Annotated in this window: 16 protein-coding genes; 12 read left to right on the top strand and 4 right to left on the bottom strand. The window is 64.0% G+C overall.

Features of this window, described 5'->3' with window-relative positions; all coding sequences use genetic code 11:
- Positions 1–9 precede the first annotated feature (9 nt).
- A complete protein-coding gene (locus tag D7325_RS13695; RefSeq protein WP_120996494.1) occupies positions 10–1,932 on the bottom strand; it encodes an ATP-binding cassette domain-containing protein in 1,923 nt (640 codons plus the stop codon).
- Positions 1,933–2,145: 213 nt separating this feature from the next.
- Here D7325_RS13695 and D7325_RS13690 point away from each other — a divergent pair, with 213 nt between their 5' ends.
- Positions 2,146–4,077: a transglycosylase SLT domain-containing protein gene (locus D7325_RS13690; RefSeq protein WP_120996492.1), complete on the top strand. Its 1,932-nt coding sequence runs from the start codon at positions 2,146–2,148 to the stop codon at positions 4,075–4,077.
- A 45-nt stretch (positions 4,078–4,122) separates the two neighbouring features.
- Here D7325_RS13690 and D7325_RS13685 read toward each other — a convergent pair whose 3' ends face one another.
- From D7325_RS13685 to yegS, 3 genes are all read right to left on the bottom strand, one after another.
- Positions 4,123–4,926, bottom strand: coding sequence for an MOSC domain-containing protein (locus D7325_RS13685; RefSeq protein ID WP_120996491.1), 804 nt, complete (start codon positions 4,924–4,926; stop codon positions 4,123–4,125).
- Positions 4,927–4,966: 40 nt separating this feature from the next.
- Positions 4,967–5,899 carry a chemotaxis protein CheV gene (locus D7325_RS13680; RefSeq protein ID WP_120996489.1) on the bottom strand — a complete coding sequence of 311 codons (933 nt, stop codon included), beginning with the start codon at positions 5,897–5,899 and terminating at the stop codon, positions 4,967–4,969.
- 132 nt (positions 5,900–6,031) lie between these two features.
- A complete protein-coding gene (yegS, locus tag D7325_RS13675; RefSeq protein WP_120996487.1) occupies positions 6,032–6,967 on the bottom strand; it encodes a lipid kinase YegS in 936 nt (311 codons plus the stop codon).
- A gap of 339 nt (positions 6,968–7,306) precedes the next feature.
- On the opposite strand from yegS, the gene D7325_RS13670 reads away from it, so the two are divergent.
- The 11 genes from D7325_RS13670 (at position 7,307) to D7325_RS13620 (ending at position 20,992) form a co-directional block, all read left to right on the top strand.
- Positions 7,307–8,743, top strand: a complete 1,437-nt coding sequence (locus D7325_RS13670; RefSeq protein WP_120996485.1) for an undecaprenyl-phosphate glucose phosphotransferase — start codon at positions 7,307–7,309, stop codon at positions 8,741–8,743.
- Between the two features lie 182 nt (positions 8,744–8,925).
- Positions 8,926–9,363 (top strand): low molecular weight protein-tyrosine-phosphatase, encoded by a 438-nt coding sequence (locus D7325_RS13665; protein WP_120996483.1) that lies wholly within the window; start codon positions 8,926–8,928, stop codon positions 9,361–9,363.
- A gap of 16 nt (positions 9,364–9,379) precedes the next feature.
- Entirely contained in the window at positions 9,380–11,593 is a 2,214-nt protein-coding gene (locus D7325_RS13660; protein WP_120996481.1) for a polysaccharide biosynthesis tyrosine autokinase, read from the top strand.
- 225 nt (positions 11,594–11,818) lie between these two features.
- Positions 11,819–12,907: a glycoside hydrolase family 5 protein gene (locus tag D7325_RS13655; protein ID WP_425452308.1), complete on the top strand. Its 1,089-nt coding sequence runs from the start codon at positions 11,819–11,821 to the stop codon at positions 12,905–12,907.
- 44 nt (positions 12,908–12,951) lie between these two features.
- The gene (locus tag D7325_RS13650; protein ID WP_120996479.1) at positions 12,952–14,139 is read left to right on the top strand and encodes a polysaccharide pyruvyl transferase family protein; all 1,188 of its coding nucleotides are present in this window, start codon (positions 12,952–12,954) and stop codon (positions 14,137–14,139) included.
- Position 14,140: 1 nt separating this feature from the next.
- Positions 14,141–15,403, top strand: a complete 1,263-nt coding sequence (locus tag D7325_RS13645; protein ID WP_120996477.1) for an oligosaccharide flippase family protein — start codon at positions 14,141–14,143, stop codon at positions 15,401–15,403.
- Positions 15,400–16,650, top strand: a complete 1,251-nt coding sequence (locus tag D7325_RS13640) for a Coenzyme F420 hydrogenase/dehydrogenase, beta subunit C-terminal domain (protein WP_120996475.1) — start codon at positions 15,400–15,402, stop codon at positions 16,648–16,650. The genes D7325_RS13645 and D7325_RS13640 overlap by 4 nt, the downstream gene beginning before the upstream one ends.
- A gap of 46 nt (positions 16,651–16,696) precedes the next feature.
- Positions 16,697–17,953 (top strand): hypothetical protein, encoded by a 1,257-nt coding sequence (locus D7325_RS13635; protein WP_120996473.1) that lies wholly within the window; start codon positions 16,697–16,699, stop codon positions 17,951–17,953.
- Complete coding sequence (locus D7325_RS13630; RefSeq protein ID WP_120996471.1) at positions 17,913–18,794, top strand: glycosyltransferase family 2 protein; 882 nt, start codon at positions 17,913–17,915, stop codon at positions 18,792–18,794. The genes D7325_RS13635 and D7325_RS13630 overlap by 41 nt, the downstream gene beginning before the upstream one ends.
- Positions 18,784–19,551, top strand: coding sequence for a WecB/TagA/CpsF family glycosyltransferase (locus D7325_RS13625; RefSeq protein WP_120996469.1), 768 nt, complete (start codon positions 18,784–18,786; stop codon positions 19,549–19,551). The genes D7325_RS13630 and D7325_RS13625 overlap by 11 nt, the downstream gene beginning before the upstream one ends.
- Before the next feature lie 337 nt (positions 19,552–19,888).
- Positions 19,889–20,992, top strand: a complete 1,104-nt coding sequence (locus D7325_RS13620; RefSeq protein ID WP_120996467.1) for a polysaccharide biosynthesis/export family protein — start codon at positions 19,889–19,891, stop codon at positions 20,990–20,992.
- Positions 20,993–21,122: the final 130 nt, after the last annotated feature.

Here is a 21,122-nt window from a genome sequence, read left to right as displayed (position 1 = left end):
CCGCCTTTACTAGTCCTCGAGCTCGGCCCAGCGTTCCAGCAGCTGGTCGAGTTCGTTCTGCAGGGCATCGAGGCGAGCGAGCACCTCGGTCGTCTCGCCGGCAGGTCGCTGGTAGAAGGTCGGCGCGGCGATTTCCGCCTGCGCTGCCGCCAGGGCCGTCTCGACACGCTCGATCTCGCCGGGCAACGCCTCCAGCTCACGCTGCAACTTGTAGCTCAGCTTCTTACGCGGCGTTGGTGCCGCCGGCTGGGCTGCGCTGGTCGGCTGCGCGGGCTCCGGCGCGGTCGACGGCTCGGCCCCCTGCCCCGCCTTGCCCGGCCCTTCGCCGACGCCAAGCAGCCGCGTCGAGCCGCCCTGGCGGAGCCAGTCCTGATACCCGCCGACATACTCGCGTACCACGCCCTGGCCCTCGAACACCAGCGTGCTGGTCACCACGTTGTCGAGGAACACGCGGTCGTGGCTGACCATCAATACCGTGCCCTGGAACCCGAGCAGCACCTCCTCGAGCAGCTCGAGCGTTTCCACGTCGAGGTCGTTGGTCGGCTCGTCGAGTACCAGCAGGTTCGCGGGTTTGCTGAACAGCTTGGCCAGCAACAGCCGGGCGCGCTCTCCGCCGGACAGCGCCTTTACCGGCGTGCGTGCCCGCTGCGGGCTGAAGAGGAAGTCGCCGAGATAGCTCAAGACATGCCGGTTCTGGCCATCGATGGTGATGAACTCGCGCCCCTCGGCGAGGTTGTCGATGACCGTCTTCTCCGGCTCGAGCTGATGGCGGAGTTGGTCGAAATAGGCGACCTCGAGCTTGGTGCCGAACTCGATCCGGCCCTCGGTCGGCTGCAGGTCGCCGAGCAACAGCTTGAGCAGGGTGGTCTTGCCGGTACCGTTGGCGCCGAGCAGGCCGATGCGGTCGCCGCGCTGGAGCACCATCGAGAAATCGCGAACCAGCGGCGGCTGGCCCGGGTAACCGAACGAGACCTGCTCGGCGACGATGACCTGCTTGCCGGACTTCTCGGCGGATTCCACCTGGAAACTGGCCTTGCCCTGACGTTCGCGCCGCTCGCTGCGCTCGGCGCGCATCGCCTTGAGGGCCCGCACGCGGCCTTCGTTGCGGGTACGGCGAGCCTTGATGCCCTGGCGAATCCAGACTTCTTCCTGCGCGAGCCTCTTGTCGAACAGCGCATTGGCCGTTTCCTCGGCCGCGAGCTGCTGCTCCTTGTGCACGAGAAAGCTCGCGTAGTCGCCGTTCCAGTCGATCAGGTTGCCGCGATCGAGCTCGAGAATCCGCGTCGCGAGATTCTGCAGGAATGCGCGGTCGTGGGTGATGAACAGGACCGCGCCATTGAACCCGGCGAGCGCATCCTCGAGCCAGGCAATGGCGCCGATGTCGAGATGGTTGGTGGGTTCGTCGAGCAGCAGCAGATCGGGCTCGCTGACCAGCGCCTGGGCGAGCAGGACGCGACGACGCCAACCGCCGGACAGCTCGGCCAGCGTCTTCTCGGCCGGCAGTTGCAAGCGGCTGAGCGTGCTTTCGACCAGTTGCCCAAGACGCCATCCGTCACGGGCCTCGAGCTCCTGCTGAACATGCATCAGCTGCTGGAGGTCGGCGTCGGTGACGATGTTCTGGCTCAGATGGTGGTAGCGGGCCAGCAGCTCGCCGACGCCCGTCAGCCCTTCGGCCACGACGTCGTAGACGGTACGCGCATCGGCCCGCGGCAGCTCCTGCGGCAGCTCGCCGATCTTCAGTCCAGGCGCTCGCCAGATCTCGCCATCGTCCGGCGAACCGCCCTGCACCAGGCGCAGCAGGCTCGATTTGCCGGCTCCGTTGCGGCCGATGATGCAGACCCGCTCCCCGCGCGCGATCTGCCAGGACACATGATCCAGCAGCGGCGTAGTGCCGTAGGCGAGGGACACGTCGGTGAACTTGAGCAGGGTCATGGGTACCTCCGAAAACAGGCCGCGCATAGTAGCAGAAGGCACTTGCGCCGAACGCCGCGCGCATCATCACGGCCATCGATCGGCCCGAAGAGGGGCGTTCGTCGGAAGCCCGGCATTAATCCGCATGCAAGACTGGCCGTACGGTTGATTGCCCCTGGCCCCGCGTTAAGCTAGCCGCCCGAACCCGCCGTTCCCTCGCCCCGGTAGTCTTTCATGCGCGGCCGATTTTCCCGTTTGTTCCTTTGCCTCGTCCTCGGCACGCTCACGATCGAGGCCACCCAGGCAACCAGCCTCACCCAGCAACGCCAACTCTACGATGAAGCCAAACGCGCCCTGGCCAAGGGCGACCGCGGCCCGTACCTGCGCAGCGCCGATGCGCTGGCCGACTACCCGCTGGCGCCCTATCTCGAATACGAAGACCTGACCAACCGTCTCGACAGTGCGAGCAACGCGGAGATCGAGCGCTTCCTGGCCGATCACGGCGACCTGCCGCAAGCCAACTGGATGAAGCTGCGCTGGCTGCGTCGGCTGGCCAAGCGCGGCGACTGGGACACCTTCGTCCGTTATTACGATCCGAAGATGAATTTCACCGAGCTGGACTGCCTCTACGGGCAGTACCAGCTGGGGCACGATCAGCTGGCCGAAGGCTTCAAGACGGCCGAACGTCTGTGGCTGGTCGGCAAGTCCCAGCCCGATGCCTGCGATCGGCTGTTCGACAACTGGGCGGCCGAGGGCCAGCTCACCGAACAGATGCGCTGGAAGCGCGCGAAGCTGGCGGTCGAAGCGGGCAACTACAGCCTGGCCAACTACCTGAGCAAAGGCATGACCTCGCTGAAGGACGAAGCCAAGCTGCTGGTCGAGACGGCGCAGAAGCCACGCCTGTTGCAGCAGACCGGACGCTTCGCGCCGCCGAGCGAAGCGATGGGCGACATTGTCTCGGTCGGTCTGCGCCGGCTGGCACGACAGGACCCGGAGAAGGCGCTCCAGCTGCTCGACGGCTATGCCCGCCGCCTGTCGTTCTCGGCCGAGGAAAAGGTGGCCATCGCCCGTCAGGTGGGCCTGACCCTGGCACGTCGCTTCGATCCGCGCGCCCTGGCGGTCATGGCTGAATACGATCCGGAGCTGCGCGACGACACGGTCAGCGAGTGGCGCGCACGGCTGTTGCTGCGCCTTGGCCGCTGGGACGAGGCCCATGCACTGATCGCGCGATTCCCCGCTTCGCTGGCGCAGACCAACCGCTGGCGCTACTGGAAGGCGCGCACCCTCGAGTTGGCGCAGCCCGAAAAAGATCAGCAGATCGCTTCGCTTTACGGACCGGTGTCCGGCGAGCGCGATTTCTACGGGTTCATGTCAGCCGATCGCATCAAGGCCCCGTACAAGCTCAACCACGATCCGCTCGAACTGAGCGATGCCCTGATCGCGCGCGTTCGCAACGCGCCCGGCATACGCCGCGCGCTGGAATTCCACGCCCGCGGCCAGATCGTCGACGGCCGGCGCGAGTGGTACCACGCGAGCCGCTTCTTCGATCGCGACGAACTGGTCGCCCAGGCGCGCATCGCCTATGACATGGAGTGGTACTTCCCGGCGATCCGCACCATGAGCCAGGCGGAATACTGGGACGATATGGACATTCGCTTCCCCATGGCCTATCGCAGCAGCCTCGTGCAGGCGGCGCGCGCGCGAGACATCCATGCCAGCTGGGTATTCGCCATCACCCGGCAGGAAAGCGCCTTCATGGCCGATGCTCGTTCCCATGCCGGCGCCACGGGTTTGATGCAGCTGATGCCGGCGACCGCCAAGGAAACGGCCCGGCGTTTCGACATTCCGCTGTCATCGAACAGCCAGGTGCTCAATCCGGCGACCAACGTGCAGCTCGGCGCGGCCTACCTGAGCCAGGTCTACGGCCAGTTCAACGGTAACCGCGTGCTCGCCTCGGCCGCCTACAACGCAGGTCCCGGACGTGTCCGGCAATGGCTGCGCGACGCTCGCCACCTGCCCGTCGATGTCTGGGTGGAGAACATTCCCTTCGACGAAACCCGCCAGTACGTGCAGAACGTGCTGACCTACGCAGTGATCTACGGGCAGAAGCTCAATGCGCCTCAGCCCTTGGTGGAATGGCACGAGCGCTATTTCGACAGCCAGTGATTGGCCGCGGCCTCGAACGAAGGGACGGCCTGGCCGTCCCTTTTTTCATTCCAGCCGCTCGACCGGCATGCCAACGTCCAGTACGCCGGGGCCATCGGCGATCAGGTTCTGGCCGAAGAACACCCCACCCTCGCGCTTGCGGTAGCGCATGAGCGTCGCCAGCGGCTCGCCATCCGCGGCGCGCTCGCCCGTCACCGGGTCGACCGTGGGGATGACGCAGCGCGAACAGGGCTTGGCGACGCGAAACGTCATGTCGCCGATGCGGATGCGCCGCCAGTCGTCCTCGGCGAACGGCGCGGCGCCCGCGACGACCAGGTTCGGCCGGAAACGAATCATGTCGAGGGCCCGACCGACGCGCGCCGACAGGTCATCCAGCGAAGACTGGCCGATCAGAAGAAAGGGGAAACCGTCGCTGAAGGCCGCCTTGTCGCCGGGCGAGGCGTAATCGAGATCGACCTGCAACCCCTGCTCCGCCGGCAGATACACCAGCCGGCAGGGCCGCCCGAGCGCCTGACCGAGCCAGTCGGCTGCCGCATTGCCCGCATCGGGCGCGCTGACCTGGCGCCCCCAGATGGTTACCAGACGAGCTTCCGCCCCGCGACCGGGCAAGGCGACAGGCAGATCGGGCAGACCCGGAGCACGCAGCAACAGGCCGTCACCACCCAGCCACTGCGGCTGGATGCGCGCCATCTGAGGAAGCACCCGCTGGGTGAGAAAGCGCCCGCTGTCCGCGGCGACCACCATCCAGCGACGATCGCCGACCAGGCCCAACGCATCGGCCTCAGCCCGCTGCAGGGCGTGACCGGCGGCGGATTTGACGGGGAAACGGTAGATCGAGGACAGCTCCATGCGCACCTCCAGGACGAAGGCGCGCAGGATAACCCAGGAATCAGGCCGGCTCGTCGCGCATCAGGCGATCGCGAATGACGTCCACCAGCTTGTCGGGCTGGAACTTGGAGAGGAAATTGTCGCAGCCGACCTTTTGCACCATCGCCTGGTTGAAGCTGCCCGACAACGACGTGTGCAGGACGACATAGAGGTCGCGCAGCCGCGGGTCATGGCGGATTTCGGTCGTCAGACGGTAGCCGTCCATCTCTGGCATTTCGGCGTCGGTGAATACCATCAGCAGCTTGTCGGTCAGGCAATGGCCGGCATCGGCCCAGCCACGCAGGGTATTCAGCCCCTTGAGGCCGTCGCTGGCGGTGTGGATCTTCAACCCGAGCTGGCTGAGCGTCTCGCGCAGCTGGGACAGCGCGACCGTCGAGTCGTCGACCAGCAGCACTTCGCGTCCGCGGGCCTTTTCCAGCAACGGATCGGCCAGGCGCTCGGCGGCGATGCGGGTGTCGTACGGCACGATCTCGGCCAGCACCTTTTCCACGTCGATGATCTCGACCAGCTGCTCCTCGACCTTGGTGATCGCCGTCAGGTAGTGATGACGCCCCGCGCTGCCGGGCGGCGGCATGATGGATTCCCAGTTCAGGTTGAGGATGCGGTCCACCCCGCCGACCAGGAACGCCTGCACGGAGCGGTTGTACTCGGTCACGATGATGGTGCTGCGCTCATCGACCGTCAGCGGCCGCAGGCCGATCGCCTGGGAAAGATCGATGACGGGCAGGGTCTGTCCGCGCAGGTTGACTACGCCGCGCACATGCGGATGGCGGTGCGGCATCAGCGTGAGCTTCGGCAGCTGAACGACCTCCTGCACCTTGAAGACGTTGATCGCGAACAACTGACGGCCGGACAAGCGGAACATGAGAATTTCCAGGCGATTCTCGCCCACCAGCTGGGTGCGTTGATCGACCGTATCGAGAATGCCGGCCATTGCAGGCTCCTTAATGAACTGACCCAAGGGGTATCGGCCGCCAGTGCGGACTCTTGACCGCAGTCTGTCGGCGATCGAGCGCCATCATCGCGCCATCACTCCTGTTGCGCAAAGGCCGATCCGGAGGGTCGCTCAGCCGCTGCCGGGCATTGGCTCGGTCGCGAGTGGCAAGGCGTCGCGCAGCAAGGGGGAATGTGCCGGCAGATGCACCCGCAGCGCCTTGGGGCGAACGCTGAACTGCATGTCTCGGCAGCACAGCGGCTCCCCGTCGAGGTTGACGTAGACCGGCTCGGGCGCCTGAACCCGGACGTTTGCAAGCCGGGCCGTCACCGCCACCGAATCGACGCCGTGCAGGCTGCCATTGAACAAGGTGCTCAAGGTGTCGAGCGGCCCCTCGGGCGCGGGGACAATGCACAGATCCAGCAAACCGTCGTCGACGCTGGCCTGCGGGCACAGCACCTGCCCGCCGCCGGCCTGGCGGCCGTTGCCGATCCCGATCGCGAGGAATTCGCCGGCCCAGTGGAAATCGGGGCCATCGAACTCGCCATACATCGAATGCACGTCGGCGAAATGCGTCAGCCCTGTCAGCAGATAGGCACCGCCCCCGAGCATTTTTTTCAACTCCTCGGATGTCGTCGCGGTCACCTTCGAGCCGAAGCCGCCCGTCGCCATGTTCAGGAAGAAGTGGTCGTTCATCTGGCCGATATCGATGGTCACGGCCGGCTCGTCGAGCAGTGCGAGCGCATCGAAGGGGAGCGCCGGCACGCCCGCGGATCGGGCGAAGTCATTGGCCGTGCCCAGCGGCATCATGGCCAGGCTGGCCTGCGCGCGCGCGGTCACCAGGGTCTCGCACACGTCGCGCAGCGTGCCGTCGCCGCCGCCGGCGATCACCGTCGGGTAGCCGGCATCCAGCGCATCGAGTGTCGCCCGGCGCGCGTCGCCGGCTTCCCAGGTCAGCCGGACGGCGATGTCCCAGCCAAGTTCGCGCTGCGCCTTGACGGCCTCGCGTACCTCGTCGTTGCAGGCCTGCTTGCCATGCAGGACCAGGAAGGCCTTGGCGTCGTTCATAACAATGCTCCGTATCGATCCCAGAAGCTCAGACCCAGCCCGGCAGACGAAGTTGTATCGGCCCTGCCGCTGCCGTCGGTCTGGAAAAGACGGATCGATCCAACCGGCGACGACAACCCGTCGGCAGGAAAATTCCGCGGCAAAACAAGGATCTGCCGCTTCGAACCAGGATTAAGCATTTTTTTGACGGCAAGTGGCCATGCTGTGAACTCGGGTCGAGAGCGGCGGTCGGAGGTGGGGTCCGGAGACGGGATGCGATGGCCGCCTGCCATCAAGGGCCCACGTGTCGCGGCGATTAATTGAGTATCGAGCTAGCAATAGCTGAGGAAGGAGCCTTGTATGCGCTTTCAGTCCGTAGGAACCCTCGAGTACGCACACCCCAGTTTCGTCGACTATTTCCTTGCCAGCGTCAGGCTCATTCACGGCATCACGGCGGTATTGCCCGGCGTGCTGCTGATGGCTTTCCTGCCGCTGGACATGCCTAATGCCGGCGCGCCGTTCAGTGCCTTCCTGGTGTTCTTCGGCATCCTCAGCATCGTGATCTTCCAGACGCTCGGGATCTACAGCGAGGAAATCTTCAGCACGCTGCTCCGCTTCCGGTCGATGCTGCTGGCCTGGGCCGCGGCGTTCACGCTGCTGATCTTCATGCACCAGGGCATGGGCCTGCTCGATTACCTGGAGCCTTCGCACCTGGCCTTCTGGTTCGCCACCAGCATGGTGCTGTTCGGGGCCGAGCGCCTGCTGATGCTCTCGATCTTCCGCCGCCTCATGAACCGCGGCATGTTCCTGCAGAACGCCGTGATCCTCGGCGGCACCGACAACGGCGTGCGCGTCGCCGAATACCTGCAGCACAACCGCGACATCCGCACCGGCGTGCTCGGCTTCATCGACGACCGTCTGGAACGCCTGCCCAGCACCCTCGGCAACCTGCCGCTGCTCGGCAACATGCGTGACCTGGAGCGCATGATCCGCGAGGAAAAGGTCACCCAGGTGCTGGTTGCCCTGCCCTGGTTCGCCGACAGCCGCATCGGCCAGCTGATCAACGAGCTGCGCCGCCTGCCGGTCAACGTGCTGCTGGTGCCGGACATGGTCGCCTTCCGTCATGCCAACAAGCGCATCACCGAAGTCGCCGGCCTGCCGACCCTGATCGCCTCCGACCTGCCCCTGCGCGGCTGGTCGCCGCTGTTCAAGCGTCTCGAAGACATCCTCCTGTCGAGCCTGGCCCTGCTGGCAGCGGCCCCGGTCATGCTGCTGATCGCGCTGGCCATCAAGCTCGACTCGCGTGGCCCGGTGCTGTTCCGCCAGAAGCGCTATGGCTACAACAACCGGCTGATCGAGGTATTCAAGTTCCGCTCGATGTACCACGAGAAGTCGGACGCCAACGCCGACCGCCAGACCACGCGCCATGACGATCGGATCACCCGCGTCGGCCGCTTCATCCGCAAGACCAGCCTGGACGAATTGCCCCAGCTGCTGAACGTCTTCCTGGGCAGCATGTCGATGGTCGGCCCGCGACCCCATGCCACCGCGACCAAGGCCGCCGGGGTCCTGTTCGAAGAGGCTGTCGCCGAATACTCCGCGCGCCATCGCGTCAAGCCGGGCATCACCGGATGGGCGCAGATCAATGGCTATCGCGGCGAGACCGACACGCTCGAGAAGATCGAAAAGCGCGTCGAGTTCGACCTCGACTACATCGAGCGGTGGTCGGTGTGGTTCGACCTCTACATCCTCTTCAGAACGGTACCGGCCTTGCTGTTCAACAAGGACGTGTACTGACGACTGCGCGGGGCGGCGGCACGCCCGCCTCGCACATCCACCAGCCAGACATTAGCCAGGACGCGCACCGCGTACTTGCCGTATCACGCGGAAGGAACTTAATGACCAACGCCAATCTCTCAGTCTTGTTCGCCGATTCGTGGCAGTCGCGAACCGCTGTCCGCGGTTCGGGGAGCTGACCCATGTTCAAGAACATTCTGGTCGTTTGTGTGGGAAACATCTGCCGCAGCCCAACCGCTGAGGCGTTGCTCGCCCACAAGCTTCAGGGACGAGACCTCGCCGTCAGCTCGGCAGGTATCGGAGCATTAGTAGGACATCCGATGGACAAGACCGCCCACGACGTTTTGCAGGACAACGGGCTGGAATTCCCGACCCACCGGGCGCGGCAAGTCGAAAGCGACATGCTGCACCAGGCCGATCTGATCCTTGCGATGGAACACAGCCATATCCAGCACCTGCGGCAAATCGCGCCCGAGGTGCATGGCAAGACCTTTCTCATCGGCAAATGGCGTGACGACCTGGAAATCCCAGACCCCTACCGTCAGGCCCGCCCTGCCTTCGAACACGTCTACAGCCTCCTGACGCAGTCCGTCGAGAGCTGGCTTCCTTACCTGAAATAAAGAAGAAGGAACTTCGATGACAACCATGCCTCGTCCGATCTACGAAACCAAAGAGGAAAAGGACATCGACCTTGCCCACCTCTTTGCCACCTTCGTCAACAACCGCGGCCTGATCCTCGGCATCACCGGCTTCTTCGCCGCCCTCGGCATCGCCTACGCTCTGCTCGCCACGCCGGTGTACATGGCCACCGCGATGATCCAGATCGAGCCCAAGAACGGTCTGCCCAGCCTGACCGACGTCGTCTCGTCGAATCCGCCGGTTTCTCCGGCGCAGACCGAAATCGCGCTGCTGAAGTCGCGCTCGGTCGTGGGCCAGGCAGTCGATAACCTGAACCTCGACATCATCATCAAGCCGCACCACTTCCCGATCATCGGCGGGTTCATGGCGCGCCGCTTCGAACCCTCCGAGGAAGGCGAGCTGGGCTGGTACCCCGCCGGTTTCGACACCTACGCCTGGGGTGGCGAGGTGCTCGAGATCACCGACCTCATCGTGCCGGAGACGCTCTACGGCGAAGAGCTGACGCTCGAAGCGGCCGAGGGCAACGCCTTCATCCTGCGCGACCCATCGGGCGAAGTCGTCCTGCAGGGCAGCGTCGGCGATACCGTCACCAGTGACGCATTCACCATCACCGTGACCAAGCTGATCGCGCGGCCGGGCACGACCTTCACGGTCATCAAGAACCGCACCTACAACACCACCGAGAGCTACCAGGAGCGCCTGGCGGCCGGTGAGCGCGGCAAGCAGTCGGGCATCGTCAACGTGACGCTCGAAGACACCGACCCGCAAAAGGCCGTGCGCGTCCTGGAAGAAGTCGCCCAGCTCTATGTGGAGCAGAACGTCGCACGCAACGCGGCCGAAGCCACCCAGAGCCTCGAGTTCCTGAGCAAGCAGGTACCGGAAGTCCGCAAGCAGCTCGAACGCGCCCAGACAGCCTTGAACAAGTACCAGACCGGTGCAAGTTCGGTGGATATCAGTGCGGAAACGCAGTCTGTCCTCGACCGTATTGTCGATCTGGAAAAGCAGATTTCCGAGCTCAACCTGCAACGCAGCGAGATGGAGCGCCGCTTCACCCGCCAGCACCCCAATTTCCAGGCGCTGATGAATCAGATCGGCTTGCTCGAGCAGAAGAAGGCCGAACTCGAAGCGCAGATCAAGACGCTGCCGTCCACCCAGCAGGAGCTGCTGCGTCTGAACCGGGACGTGGAAGTGGCGACCGAAACCTACTCGATGCTGCTCAACAAGACCCAGGAGCTGGACATCATCCGCGCCGGCACCGTGGGCAACGTGCGCATCATCGACCACGCCGCGGCCGACCTGGACGATCCGGTCAAGCCCAACAAGCCGCTGGTCGTCATCGTCGCCACGCTGCTTGGCGGCCTGATCGCGGTGCTCTTCGTATACGTTCGCGAAGCGCTCAAGCGCGGCGTGGAAAACCCCGAGGACATCGAGCGCCAGGGCATTCCGGTGTACGCCGCGATCCCGTTCAGCGAGAAGCAAGGCCAGCTGGAGAAGCGCCTGGCCAACTTCAAGCGCGACAAGAGCAGCGCCTCCTACCTGCTGTCGGTGAACGATCCGGCCGACCTGGCCACCGAGGCGATGCGCAGCCTGCGTACCAGCCTGCACTTCGCCATGATCGAGGCCAAGAACAACGTCCTCATGATCACCGGCCCGAGCCCGGGCGTCGGCAAGTCGTTCGTGACCAGCAACCTCGCGGTCGTCACCGCCCAGTCCGGCAAGAAGGTCCTGCTGATCGATGCCGACATGCGCAAGGGTTACCTGCACAAGGTCATGCGCTGCCAGTCGGACAAAGGCCTGTCGGACATCCTTTCCGGGCGCATCACCCTGTTCGATGCCATCCAGAAGACGCAGCTGAACAACCTGCACGTCGTGACGCACGGCCAGCTCCCGCCGAACCCGTCCGAACTGCTGATGCACGAGAACTTCGCTCGCTTCGTCAAGGAAGTCGGCGCCATGTACGACCTGGTCATCTTCGACACCCCGCCGATCCTGGCGGTGACCGATGCCGCGCTGGTCGGCAGCCAGGCCGGCACCACGCTGATGGTGACCCGCTACGGCCTCAACGGCATCAAGGAAATCGAAGCGGCGAAGCGTCGCCTCGAACAGAACGGACTGCTGGTCAAGGGCGTGATCTTCAACGCCGTCGAACGCAAGACATCCGCCTATGGCGAATACGGCTACTACCAGTACGAATACCAGACCACCAAGTAACACCTGCGGTGGGCGGCCCTGCACCCGCCCACCGCAGCTGCACCAGGCCCCTCCAACAAGAACATGCGGCCGGCAACTGAAATGGAATTTGGACGACGCTCATGTTGTCAATGATCCGCCTCGCAGCCACCGCTGCCTGACGGAGCCCCGTGTGAAGCGCCGAACGGCGGTTCGCAACCCGAACTCGTGCGAAACGCATCGACACAGGTTGATCCAGGTACAGCCATGAACAGCTTTTTCGAAAGACGCACCCTCAGCGCCGCCCTCGCCCTTGGCCTGTGCCTCGGTTGGATGGCACCCACGCTCGCGGCGAACGATAAGGACGAAGCCGGCATTGCGCTGGTGGGTATCAACCTTTCCGCGGCCGGCTTCGCGCCCGGCGCCCTTCCGGGAAAACACGGCACCAATTACTTCTTCCCGGAGAAAAAGCACTTCGCCTATTACCAGGAAAAAGGCATCGAGCTGATTCGTTTCCCCTTCATCTGGGAGCGTATCCAGCACGATCTCGACAAGGGGCTGAACTTCGACTACCTGCGACTGCTCGAGCGCACGCTCGACTACGCCGAGGACCATGGCCAGAAGGTCATCCTCGATATGCACAACTATGCCCGCTACAAAGGCGACATCATCGGCAGCCCGAACGTGCCTTACGAGGCTTTCGCCGATGTCTGGCGCCAGCTCGCGGAGAAATTCAAGGACCACCCTGCCCTGCTCGGCTACGACATCATGAACGAGCCGCACGGCACCGCCGGTCTCTGGCCAGGCGCGGCGCAGGCGGCGGTCGACGCGATCCGCGAAGTGGATGACGAAACGCTGATCTTCATCGAAGGCGAACGCTGGTCGAGCGCCTTCCACTGGCCCCAGGTCAACAAGAACCTGCTCATCGAAGACCCGGCCGACCGGATCGTCTACGAAGGCCACCTCTATTTCGACCCCGACTTTTCGGGGCGCTACCAGAAAGGCGATGCCCAGAACGTGGACCCGATGATCGGCGTCGAGCGGGCGCGCCCCTTCGTCGAGTGGCTCAAGGCCAACGGCCAGAAGGGTTTCCTCGGCGAATACGGCATACCGGGCGACTCACCCGCCATGCTCGAGGCGATGGACAACATGCTCGCCTACCTCAACGAGCATTGCGTACCCAGCGCGTACTGGGCGGGCGGCCCCGGCTGGGGCGATTACGCGCTGTCGGTCGAACCGCGCGACGGCAAGGACCGGCCGCAGATGGCCGTGCTGCAAAAGCATCTTGAGAACGACTGCACCGAATTCGGCCCCGAGCCGGCGGTCCAGACGCCCGAACAGACGCCCGACGCCTGACCGTCGCTCGCCCACGAACAACCCCCTTTGGAGACACCTCGACCATGAAATTCGGACTGCTTTGGCATTCGTTCTCTTCCGGCAATCTAGGCGTCGGCGCACTCAGCCTGTCGAACATGCTGCTCATCGATGAAGCCGCGCGACGCAAGGGAATCGAGCCCGAATTTCTGATCATCGGCTCGTCCGGCCCCTGCGACTACCCGCCAGCGGCCGACCGGTTCAAGTACGAGTTCATCGAGTTCAACGAGAAAAGCCTGCTGAAGAATCCCGTCGGGCTGTTCCAGGCGATCAAGTCCTGTGATGCGATCTTCGACATCGGCGAAGGCGACAGCTTCTCCGACATCTATGGCAGCAAGCGCCTGATCAAGCTGCTGCTCAGCAAGGGCATGGCGCTGGCGGCGCGGGTACCGCTGATCCTCTCGCCGCAGACCATCGGCCCGTTCAAGTCGGATACCAATGCCAAGGCGGCCGCCTGGGCGATGCGCAAGAGCACGCTGGTCTTCGCGCGCGATCACCAGTCGTTCGCCGTGCTCGAGCAGTTGGGCATCACCAACCGCGACGAAGTCATCGACGTGGCGTTCCACCTGCCCTTCGAGCGCAAGATCGAGCCACGCGACCCGTCGCGGCTGGCCGTAGGCATCAGTGTCTCCGCCCTGCTCCACCACGGTGGCTACGAGGGTACCGCCAACCAGTTCGGCCTGAAGGCCGACTACAAGGCGCTCACCGACGCACTGATCGCCCGTCTGCTGGCCGAGGGTCATGAGGTCCATCTGGTACCGCACGTCATTCCGCTCGGGTTTCCGGCCGAGGACGACTACGCCGTATCGCGCAGCCTGCAAGAGCGCTACCCCGCGCTGAAGGTCGCACCGCGCTTCCGCGGTCCGATCGAGGCCAAGTCCTACGTCAGTGGGATGGACTTCTTCATCGGCGCCCGGATGCACGCCACCATCGCCGCGTTCTCCGCCGGCGTGCCGGTCGTGCCGCTCGCCTACAGCCGCAAGTTCGCAGGCTTGTACGAGTCGCTCGACTATCACCGTGTCGTCGATCTGAAAACCGAGACCACGGAAGGAGCGCTGGCAAAGGTGTTCGCCCACATGGCCGAGCGCGACCAGCTCAAGGCGGAAGTGGCGGCCAGCGCCGAGATCATCAAGCGCAAGCTCGCCGCGTACAGCTATTCGCTGGAGTCGCTGATGACCTCGCTACGCCAGGGCCAGCCTGTCCTGCAGGACTGACATGCGCGATCACGCTCTGATGGGAGTGACCACCGCGGCACGGACCGCCGTGGCGCTCGGCACCCTGCTGATTCTGGCTCGCACGCTCGGCCCGACGGACTTCGGCTTCATTTCGATCGTGATCACCTGGTCGACCATCGTCGCCCTGGTGACCGATTACGGCTTCGGCATGCGGGCGCTGCGCGATATTGGCGCAGAGCGCGAGCGAGCCGGCGAAATCATGTCCTCGAGCCTGGCGGCCAAGACCCTGCTGGTCATTCCGGCCTGCCTGGTGCTGGTTCCGCTGATCCTGCTGGGGCTGGACCTGACGACCGAGGAGCGAATCGCCGCGGTGCTGTTCCTTCTGGGCCAGCTGGCGTTCTCCTACGGCGACCTGACCCTGACGGTGTTCCGCAGCATCGGCCAGTTCCAGCGCGAGACGCGCATCGTGGTGGTGACCGCCCTGCTGCATTTCGCGCTCATCGCACTGGCGATCCTGCTGCGCAATGACGTGATCGCCGTGGGGCTGGCGTTCCTGGTTTCGCGGTTGATCTATGCGGCGATGGCGCTCGGGGCGCTGTCCCGGCTGGTGCATCTGGGCAGCATCCTGCGCTCGACGCGCCAGGCCGTCGCGCAGCGCTTTGCCAGCTCGACGAGCTTCGCGGTCGACAGCGGCGCGACCAACATCTTCGCGCAGCTCGACGTCATCCTGGTCAATCACCTCGCCGGACGCGAGGCGGCTGGCATTTACTTCGCCGGCTCGCGCCTGTTGCAAGGCGCGGTGCCTTTCAGCGTCCTGCTGGCCAGCGTGCATATCCCGCGGTTCGCCCATCGGCTACACACCGGCGCGCGCGATCTGCTGCGCTACGGCGCGCGGATCGAGCTCGAGTACGTCGTGCTGGGCCTGATCTTCGCGCTAGCGTTCTATTTCATCGGGCCGCTGTTCACCAATCACTTCCTGGGCCCGGACTACGCCGAGCTCAACACCCTGTGGCTGGCGTTCGCCTGCTTCACCGCGGCGCGCTTCGTCGCGGCGGGCCTGGGCGTACAGCTCATGGCGCTGGGTACCGGCTTCCTGCGGACGTTCGGCATCATCGCCTCCGGCGTGATCACCGTCGCCTGCTACTGGTGGTTCATCCCGCTTTACGGCATTCAGGCCGCGCCCTGGGTTTCGACCCTGGGCATGGTCGTGCTGACGATTATCTACGGCGGCGCGGTGAGTTCGATCTACCGCCGCCAACGGACGAGCGCTGAGGCGCCGACGATGAGGACTGGTTCGTTATGAAAGCTCGCTTGAATCGCATCCTGAAGAACGACCTGTGCAGCGGCTGCGGCATGTGCAGCGCAGTGGCCGAGGAAGACGCGATCCAGATGCGGATCAACCGCGACGGCTATCGTCGTCCCTTCCTCAACGCCGCGTTCAGCGACAAGCCCATCGCCAGCGAGCAGACCAGCCGTGCGTTCGGGGCCTCATGCCCGGCGCTCGGGCTGGACATCCGCCCGTACAAGACCGAGCACTACCACCCCATCTGGGGCGAAGTGCTGGAGGCGCTCAAAGGCTATGCCGGCGACGAGGAAATCCGCCGGGCCGGCTCTTCGGGTGGCGTGATCTCGGCCCTGGCGCAGTATTGCCTGGCCAAGGGGCTGGTCGATGGCGTGATCCAGATTCAGGCATCCGAGCAGGATCCGCTCGAGAACGTCGCGGTCATCAGCCGCTCCCGGCAGAACGTGATCGCCTCGTCCGGTTCGCGCTACGCACCAGCCTCCCCCGCCGAGGCCTTGCGCTGGGTCGGGATGTCGACCGAGAAGTACCTCTTCATCGGCAAGCCCTGCGATGTCGCCGCCGTCCGCCAGATGCAGGCACATAGCCCACGCCTGCGGGAAAACATTCCGTATGTCGTTTCCTTCATGTGCGCGGGAACCCCGAGCCTGGAAGGCACTCATCAGGTGCTGGAAAAACTCGGCGCGCCACGCGACGAGGTGACGGCCTTCCGCTATCGCGGTGACGGCTGGCCCGGCCTGACCAAGGCCACCTTGAGGAACGGCGAAGCGAAGACCATGACCTACAACGACTCCTGGGGTAAGGTCCTCAACCGGCACCTGCAGACCCGCTGCAAGATCTGCCCGGATGGCATCGGCGAGTTCGCCGACATCGTCTGCGCCGATGGCTGGGAAGGTGACGAGAAGGGTTACCCCTCGTTCGAGGAGCGGGAAGGCAACTCGCTGATCTTGATCCGTTCCGAGACGGGGCGCGCATTGTTCCGCAACGCCGAGGCCGATGGCGTGGTCAAAGCCGAAGCCTTCGACGTCGGCGGCATCTTCGCCATCCAGCCCTTCCAGTACTACCGCAGGACCACCATCCTGCCGCGGCTGATGGCGATGAAGCTGCTGTTGCTCAAGACACCGAGCTACAAGGGGTTCGAACTCGGCAAGGGCATGCGGGAGATCGGTCTGTACCAGAGCTTCAAGGCCTTTACAGGGCTGCTGGTCAGGCGCAAGAAGATCAAGAAGCGTGCGCTCGAGACGGCGTGAAGCGGATGGCCGCACAGGGACAAACAACTAGGGATTCAGGTTCGCCATGACAACCATCAGTTCACGAATTTTCTACTTTCCGATCCTGGTGCTGACGATCGCGCTGCACTTTTCGGTATTCGGGGAAAGTCCGCACAACCCCTATGGTCTGACCGGCATCAACGAAGCCTACCTGGCGATGTGCATCCTCTTCGTGTTCGTGCTGGTGCTCGGCCAGACCGACGAGGCGCCGCGTGAATTCCGCCTGCTGATCTATTACTGCGCCTACAGCATTTTCGTCTTCGTCCTGCTGCCGGCGGTGTTCTCCCGCTTCACCTATGGCCAGCCGATTTTCTACGGCATCGTCGAAGAACGACGGGTGATGTTCTGCCTCGGGTTCGCACCGCTGCTGTTTCTATCCAAGCGACTGACCACGCTGCAATTCGAGCGCGCCTTCCTGTACGCGGCCCTCATGGCGGCCTTCCTGTCCTGGTGCTTCAAATTCGGCGTGATTCCCGACCTGCGCGAAGAAGTGCGCTCGGACGACCGTCCGGATCGTTCGTCCATCGGCCCGCTGTTGCTGTGCCTGGCCTACTTCTATTGCATCCAGGTGTGGTCCAAGGGCGCCTCGCCGATCGACGGCGACAAGCGCAGCAAGAACTTCTACCTGATCATCGCGGCGATCCTGCTGCTGACCCTGGTATTCGCGACCCAGACGCGCCAGCTCATCGTGCTGTGCCTGTGCTTCACGCTGTTCTGCCTGCGCGCCAAGGCGGTCATCTGGGCGGCGGCCCTGTGCGTGTTGCTGTCGCCCTTCTATTTCTACCCGAGCCTGCTCGAAGTGCTGGGGTTCAATGCCGACTTCTATGGCGAAACGCTGGATGGCGACATCGAGGAAGGCGTGCGATCGCAGACCATCCGGCTGATCTTCGGCCACCTGGACATGGTCAACTGGCTGCCCAGCGGCTCGCTGTCGCTGATGTGGCAGGACGGCTTCGTGCCTTATTTCGGCGAGCACTTCTTCCTGTCGGACGTCGGGCTGTTCGGCACCCTGTTCCGCTTTGGCTTCCTGGCCTTCCTGATCGTGCCGATCACGCTGTTCTTCTATCACCGGATGGCCAAGACCATCACCCGCGACATGACCTTCATCTACCCGACGGTGCTGGCGTTCTTCGTGATATGGCCGCTCAACGGTCTGTTCGAGTACTGCCAACCGGTATTCGCCATGCTCTACGTGATCCATTCGCTCAAAGCTCGCCACCTTCGCAGTCAGGAACGTATCCATGAACGTCGCGCTTATTCTCAACTACAAAGCTGCTACTGAAACCATCAGCTGCGTCGAGAGCCTGCTGGCGCACTGCCCTGCGCTGGACCACGTCGTGATCATCGACAACGACTCGCAGGATGGTTCGGTCGAAGCGTTCCGCGAATGGCAGGCAGCCAAGGCGCCAAGCCGCGCCACGGTGCTCGCCAATCCAGAGAACAACGGCTATGCCGGGGGCAACAACTACGGCCTGAAGTGGGCCATGGCGAACCTGGACGTGACGAACTTCTGGGTCGTGAACAACGATACCTACGTCGACTCCGATGCCCTGACGCCGCTGCTCGACGCATTGCGCGAGAACGATCGCCAGTTCGTTGGCTCGGCTATTCTGGCCGCCGACAACGGTCGGCTGGAATGCTATGGCGGCGGAAAGCTCTTCCCGCTGCTGGGCAAGGCCAAGCTGCTCGGCAAGGGCCGTACCGTCGAAGAGATGATCCAGACCGGCGAACAGCCCGACTACGTCATGGGGTGCAGCCTCGCCTTCTCCGCCGCGCTGATCGACAAGGTCGGTCTGATGGATGAAACCTACTTCATGTATTCCGAGGAGGTGGACTGGCAGTTCCGCGCCAAGCGCCTGGGCATCGGCATCCACGTCGTTCCGCAGAGCCGGCTTTATCACTACGGGTCGCTCAGCTCCAATGGCGGTCGTTCGGCGTTCTATCACTACTACCGCAATCGCGCGGCGACTCGCTTCAACAAGCGTTTCTACGGGCCGGTGTTCGCACTGGCCTCGGCCTGTTTTCTGTCGGCGATCACCGTCGCCAAGGAAATCAGACGCCCCGCCCTCGCCTGGTCAGGCATCAAGGGCGCCTTCAAGGGAGTAACGATGAGTGTCAAGTGAGACAAACCAGGCATTCGGTGTGCAGTTCTACACCGGCAGTAAGGCGGCTCTGCTGGCTTGCATTCGGGACGGCGTCAAACAGCCGTACTCGTTCATCGTCACGCCCAATGTCGACCACCTCGCCCAGCTGGAGACGAGCCAGCCCCTTCGCGATGCCTACGCGCGGGCCCGCCTGCGGGTATGCGACAGCCGCATCCTGACGCCATTGCTCCGCTCGCTCGACGTGCCGATCGAGGAAGTTATTCCCGGCAGCGACCTGACGATAGACCTGCTTCGCTGGGCCGATCGCGAGCGCCTGCGGCTGGTGCTGATCGGCTCGCAGGAGGCCGAGTGCCGCAAGCTACGCGACCTCTACCCCGGTATCACCCTTTACCACCACAACCCGCCGATGGGCTTCATCAACAAGCCTGACGAGGTCCAGCGCTGCCTCGACTTCGTCAAGGCGCATCCGTCCGAACTGGTCTTCTACGCCGTCGGCGCGCCGCGTCAGGAGTTGCTCGCGGCAATGATCCAGCCGCACGAGCGAAGCGGTATGGGCTTTTGTATCGGCGCCTCGATTTCCTTTGCGACCGGCAGCATCAAGCGTGCCCCGGTCTGGATGCAAAAGGCCCACCTGGAGTGGTTCCACCGCATGCTGTCCGAACCCGGCCGGCTGGTGAAACGCTACGTGCAGGACGCCCTCTACATCGTGCCCGCCTACCTGCGCGAGCGTGCCCGCAAGCATCACCGGGCCAAACCTGCCAAACAAGACACGTAACAGGACGGAAATAACTCGCGCGCTGAACCCTCATCTGACGAGACGGTCTATCCCTACTGCAAGGCAGCACTTCGATGTCAAAGCGATATCGTTTTGATGCCCAGCAGGCGGAATCACTTCGATCGGGCCGGCCCTTGGCCGCCCGACTCGTCAGGTCCGGCCTGCCAGCCGATGACAAATCTATAAGGAGAACGCACGTTGGCTACCGCCTCTTTCGGGTCGCCCTGGAGCTCGGAGCGATGAAGCCGAGCACCACCCGTACGCCGCCCCTTTTCGTAAACGTGAGCGCAACAAGACTCACAGCTCCCGAAAACTCTCCGTCAAGGATGAACAACGCATGAAATCGCTACTCGCGCTGACCGTCGCTTCCACGCTCATTCTGCAGGGTTGTGCCTTCGCTCCTGGCCAGCACCTGGATCCGGATGAATTCGATCAGAAGGGTGCGACGGCCGAAGACGGCAACGTCAAGCTGGTCCGCATCACCCCCGAATTGCTCAAAGGCGACCTGTCCTCCACCGACGGCACCGCCAGCAAGGACGTGCTGCTGTCCTACAAGCCGCAAGCCTACGAAATCGGCCCGAACGACCTGCTGTACATCACGGTCTGGGACCACCCCGAGCTGACCGCCCCCTCCGGCCCGCAGCAGCAGATCGATGCGAACGGTCGCCTGGTACGCCCTGACGGCACCCTGTTCTACCCGTACATCGGCAACATCCAGGCCGCGGGCATGACGATCGAGGAGCTGCGCTCGACCATCGCCAATCGCCTGAAGAGCTATATCGACAGCCCCCAGGTGGACGTCGCCATCCTTCGCTTCGGTAGCCAGCGCGTCATCATGACCGGCGCCTTCGATACCGCCGGCGAGGTGCCGATCACCACCGCGCCGATGACCATCACCCAGGCACTGGGCCAGGCGGGCATCGACACCGAGAACGCCGATCTCACCGGCCTTACGCTCAAGCGCGACGGGCAGGAATACCTGCTGGACATCGACTCGCTCAACCGTCCGGATTCATGGATTCACCAGATCTACCTGAAGAACGGTGATCAACTGCACCTGCCCTACAACGATCAGAAGAAGATCTATGTCCTGGGCGAAGTCATGCAGCCCCAGGCCATGACCTTCAAGGCCACCAGCCTGAATCTGATGGATGCCATCGGCAGCTCCGGCGGCTTGCGCCAGGACACGGCCGACGGCGAGGCGGTCTACGTCATTCGCGGCGCCGAGAACATCGCGACCGAAACCGCGACGGTGTTCCAGCTCAATGCCGAATCGCCAACCGCGTTCGCGCTGGCCAAGCACTTTCCGCTGCAACCGCAGGACGTGGTCTTCGTCGGACCGGCCAACATCACGCGCTGGAATCGCTTCATCAGCCAGCTCCTGCCATCGGCAAGCGTGATCGGCACCGGTGCAGCCGCCGATTACAACCTGTCCCGGTGACACGACAGCGTCCCTCACCGCCCAGCGGATCGGTGGCACACCGATCCGCCGAGGGCACGAGGCCAGGGCTAGCCCTGGCCTCGTGGCCTTTTTCTTTTCAGGCCTCTAACCGTCCATTCAAGGAGACGCT

Source organism: Stutzerimonas urumqiensis, assembly GCF_003640395.1.
GTDB lineage: Bacteria > Pseudomonadota > Gammaproteobacteria > Pseudomonadales > Pseudomonadaceae > Stutzerimonas > Stutzerimonas urumqiensis.
This window is presented reverse-complemented; position numbering and strand designations above follow the sequence as displayed.

Excerpts from the sequence above, each read along its gene's own strand:
- D7325_RS13695 (WP_120996494.1), bottom strand. The coding sequence starts at position 1,932 with ATGACCCTGCTCAAGTTCACCGACGTGTCCCTCGCCTACGGCACTACG.
- D7325_RS13690 (WP_120996492.1), top strand. The coding sequence starts at position 2,146 with ATGCGCGGCCGATTTTCCCGTTTGTTCCTTTGCCTCGTCCTCGGCACG.
- D7325_RS13685 (WP_120996491.1), bottom strand. The coding sequence starts at position 4,926 with ATGGAGCTGTCCTCGATCTACCGTTTCCCCGTCAAATCCGCCGCCGGT.
- D7325_RS13680 (WP_120996489.1), bottom strand. The coding sequence starts at position 5,899 with ATGGCCGGCATTCTCGATACGGTCGATCAACGCACCCAGCTGGTGGGC.
- yegS (WP_120996487.1), bottom strand. The coding sequence starts at position 6,967 with ATGAACGACGCCAAGGCCTTCCTGGTCCTGCATGGCAAGCAGGCCTGC.
- D7325_RS13670 (WP_120996485.1), top strand. The coding sequence starts at position 7,307 with ATGCGCTTTCAGTCCGTAGGAACCCTCGAGTACGCACACCCCAGTTTC.
- D7325_RS13665 (WP_120996483.1), top strand. The coding sequence starts at position 8,926 with ATGTTCAAGAACATTCTGGTCGTTTGTGTGGGAAACATCTGCCGCAGC.
- D7325_RS13660 (WP_120996481.1), top strand. The coding sequence starts at position 9,380 with ATGACAACCATGCCTCGTCCGATCTACGAAACCAAAGAGGAAAAGGAC.
- D7325_RS13655 (WP_425452308.1), top strand. The coding sequence starts at position 11,819 with ATGAACAGCTTTTTCGAAAGACGCACCCTCAGCGCCGCCCTCGCCCTT.
- D7325_RS13650 (WP_120996479.1), top strand. The coding sequence starts at position 12,952 with ATGAAATTCGGACTGCTTTGGCATTCGTTCTCTTCCGGCAATCTAGGC.
- D7325_RS13645 (WP_120996477.1), top strand. The coding sequence starts at position 14,141 with ATGCGCGATCACGCTCTGATGGGAGTGACCACCGCGGCACGGACCGCC.
- D7325_RS13640 (WP_120996475.1), top strand. The coding sequence starts at position 15,400 with ATGAAAGCTCGCTTGAATCGCATCCTGAAGAACGACCTGTGCAGCGGC.
- D7325_RS13635 (WP_120996473.1), top strand. The coding sequence starts at position 16,697 with ATGACAACCATCAGTTCACGAATTTTCTACTTTCCGATCCTGGTGCTG.
- D7325_RS13630 (WP_120996471.1), top strand. The coding sequence starts at position 17,913 with ATGAACGTCGCGCTTATTCTCAACTACAAAGCTGCTACTGAAACCATC.
- D7325_RS13620 (WP_120996467.1), top strand. The coding sequence starts at position 19,889 with ATGAAATCGCTACTCGCGCTGACCGTCGCTTCCACGCTCATTCTGCAG.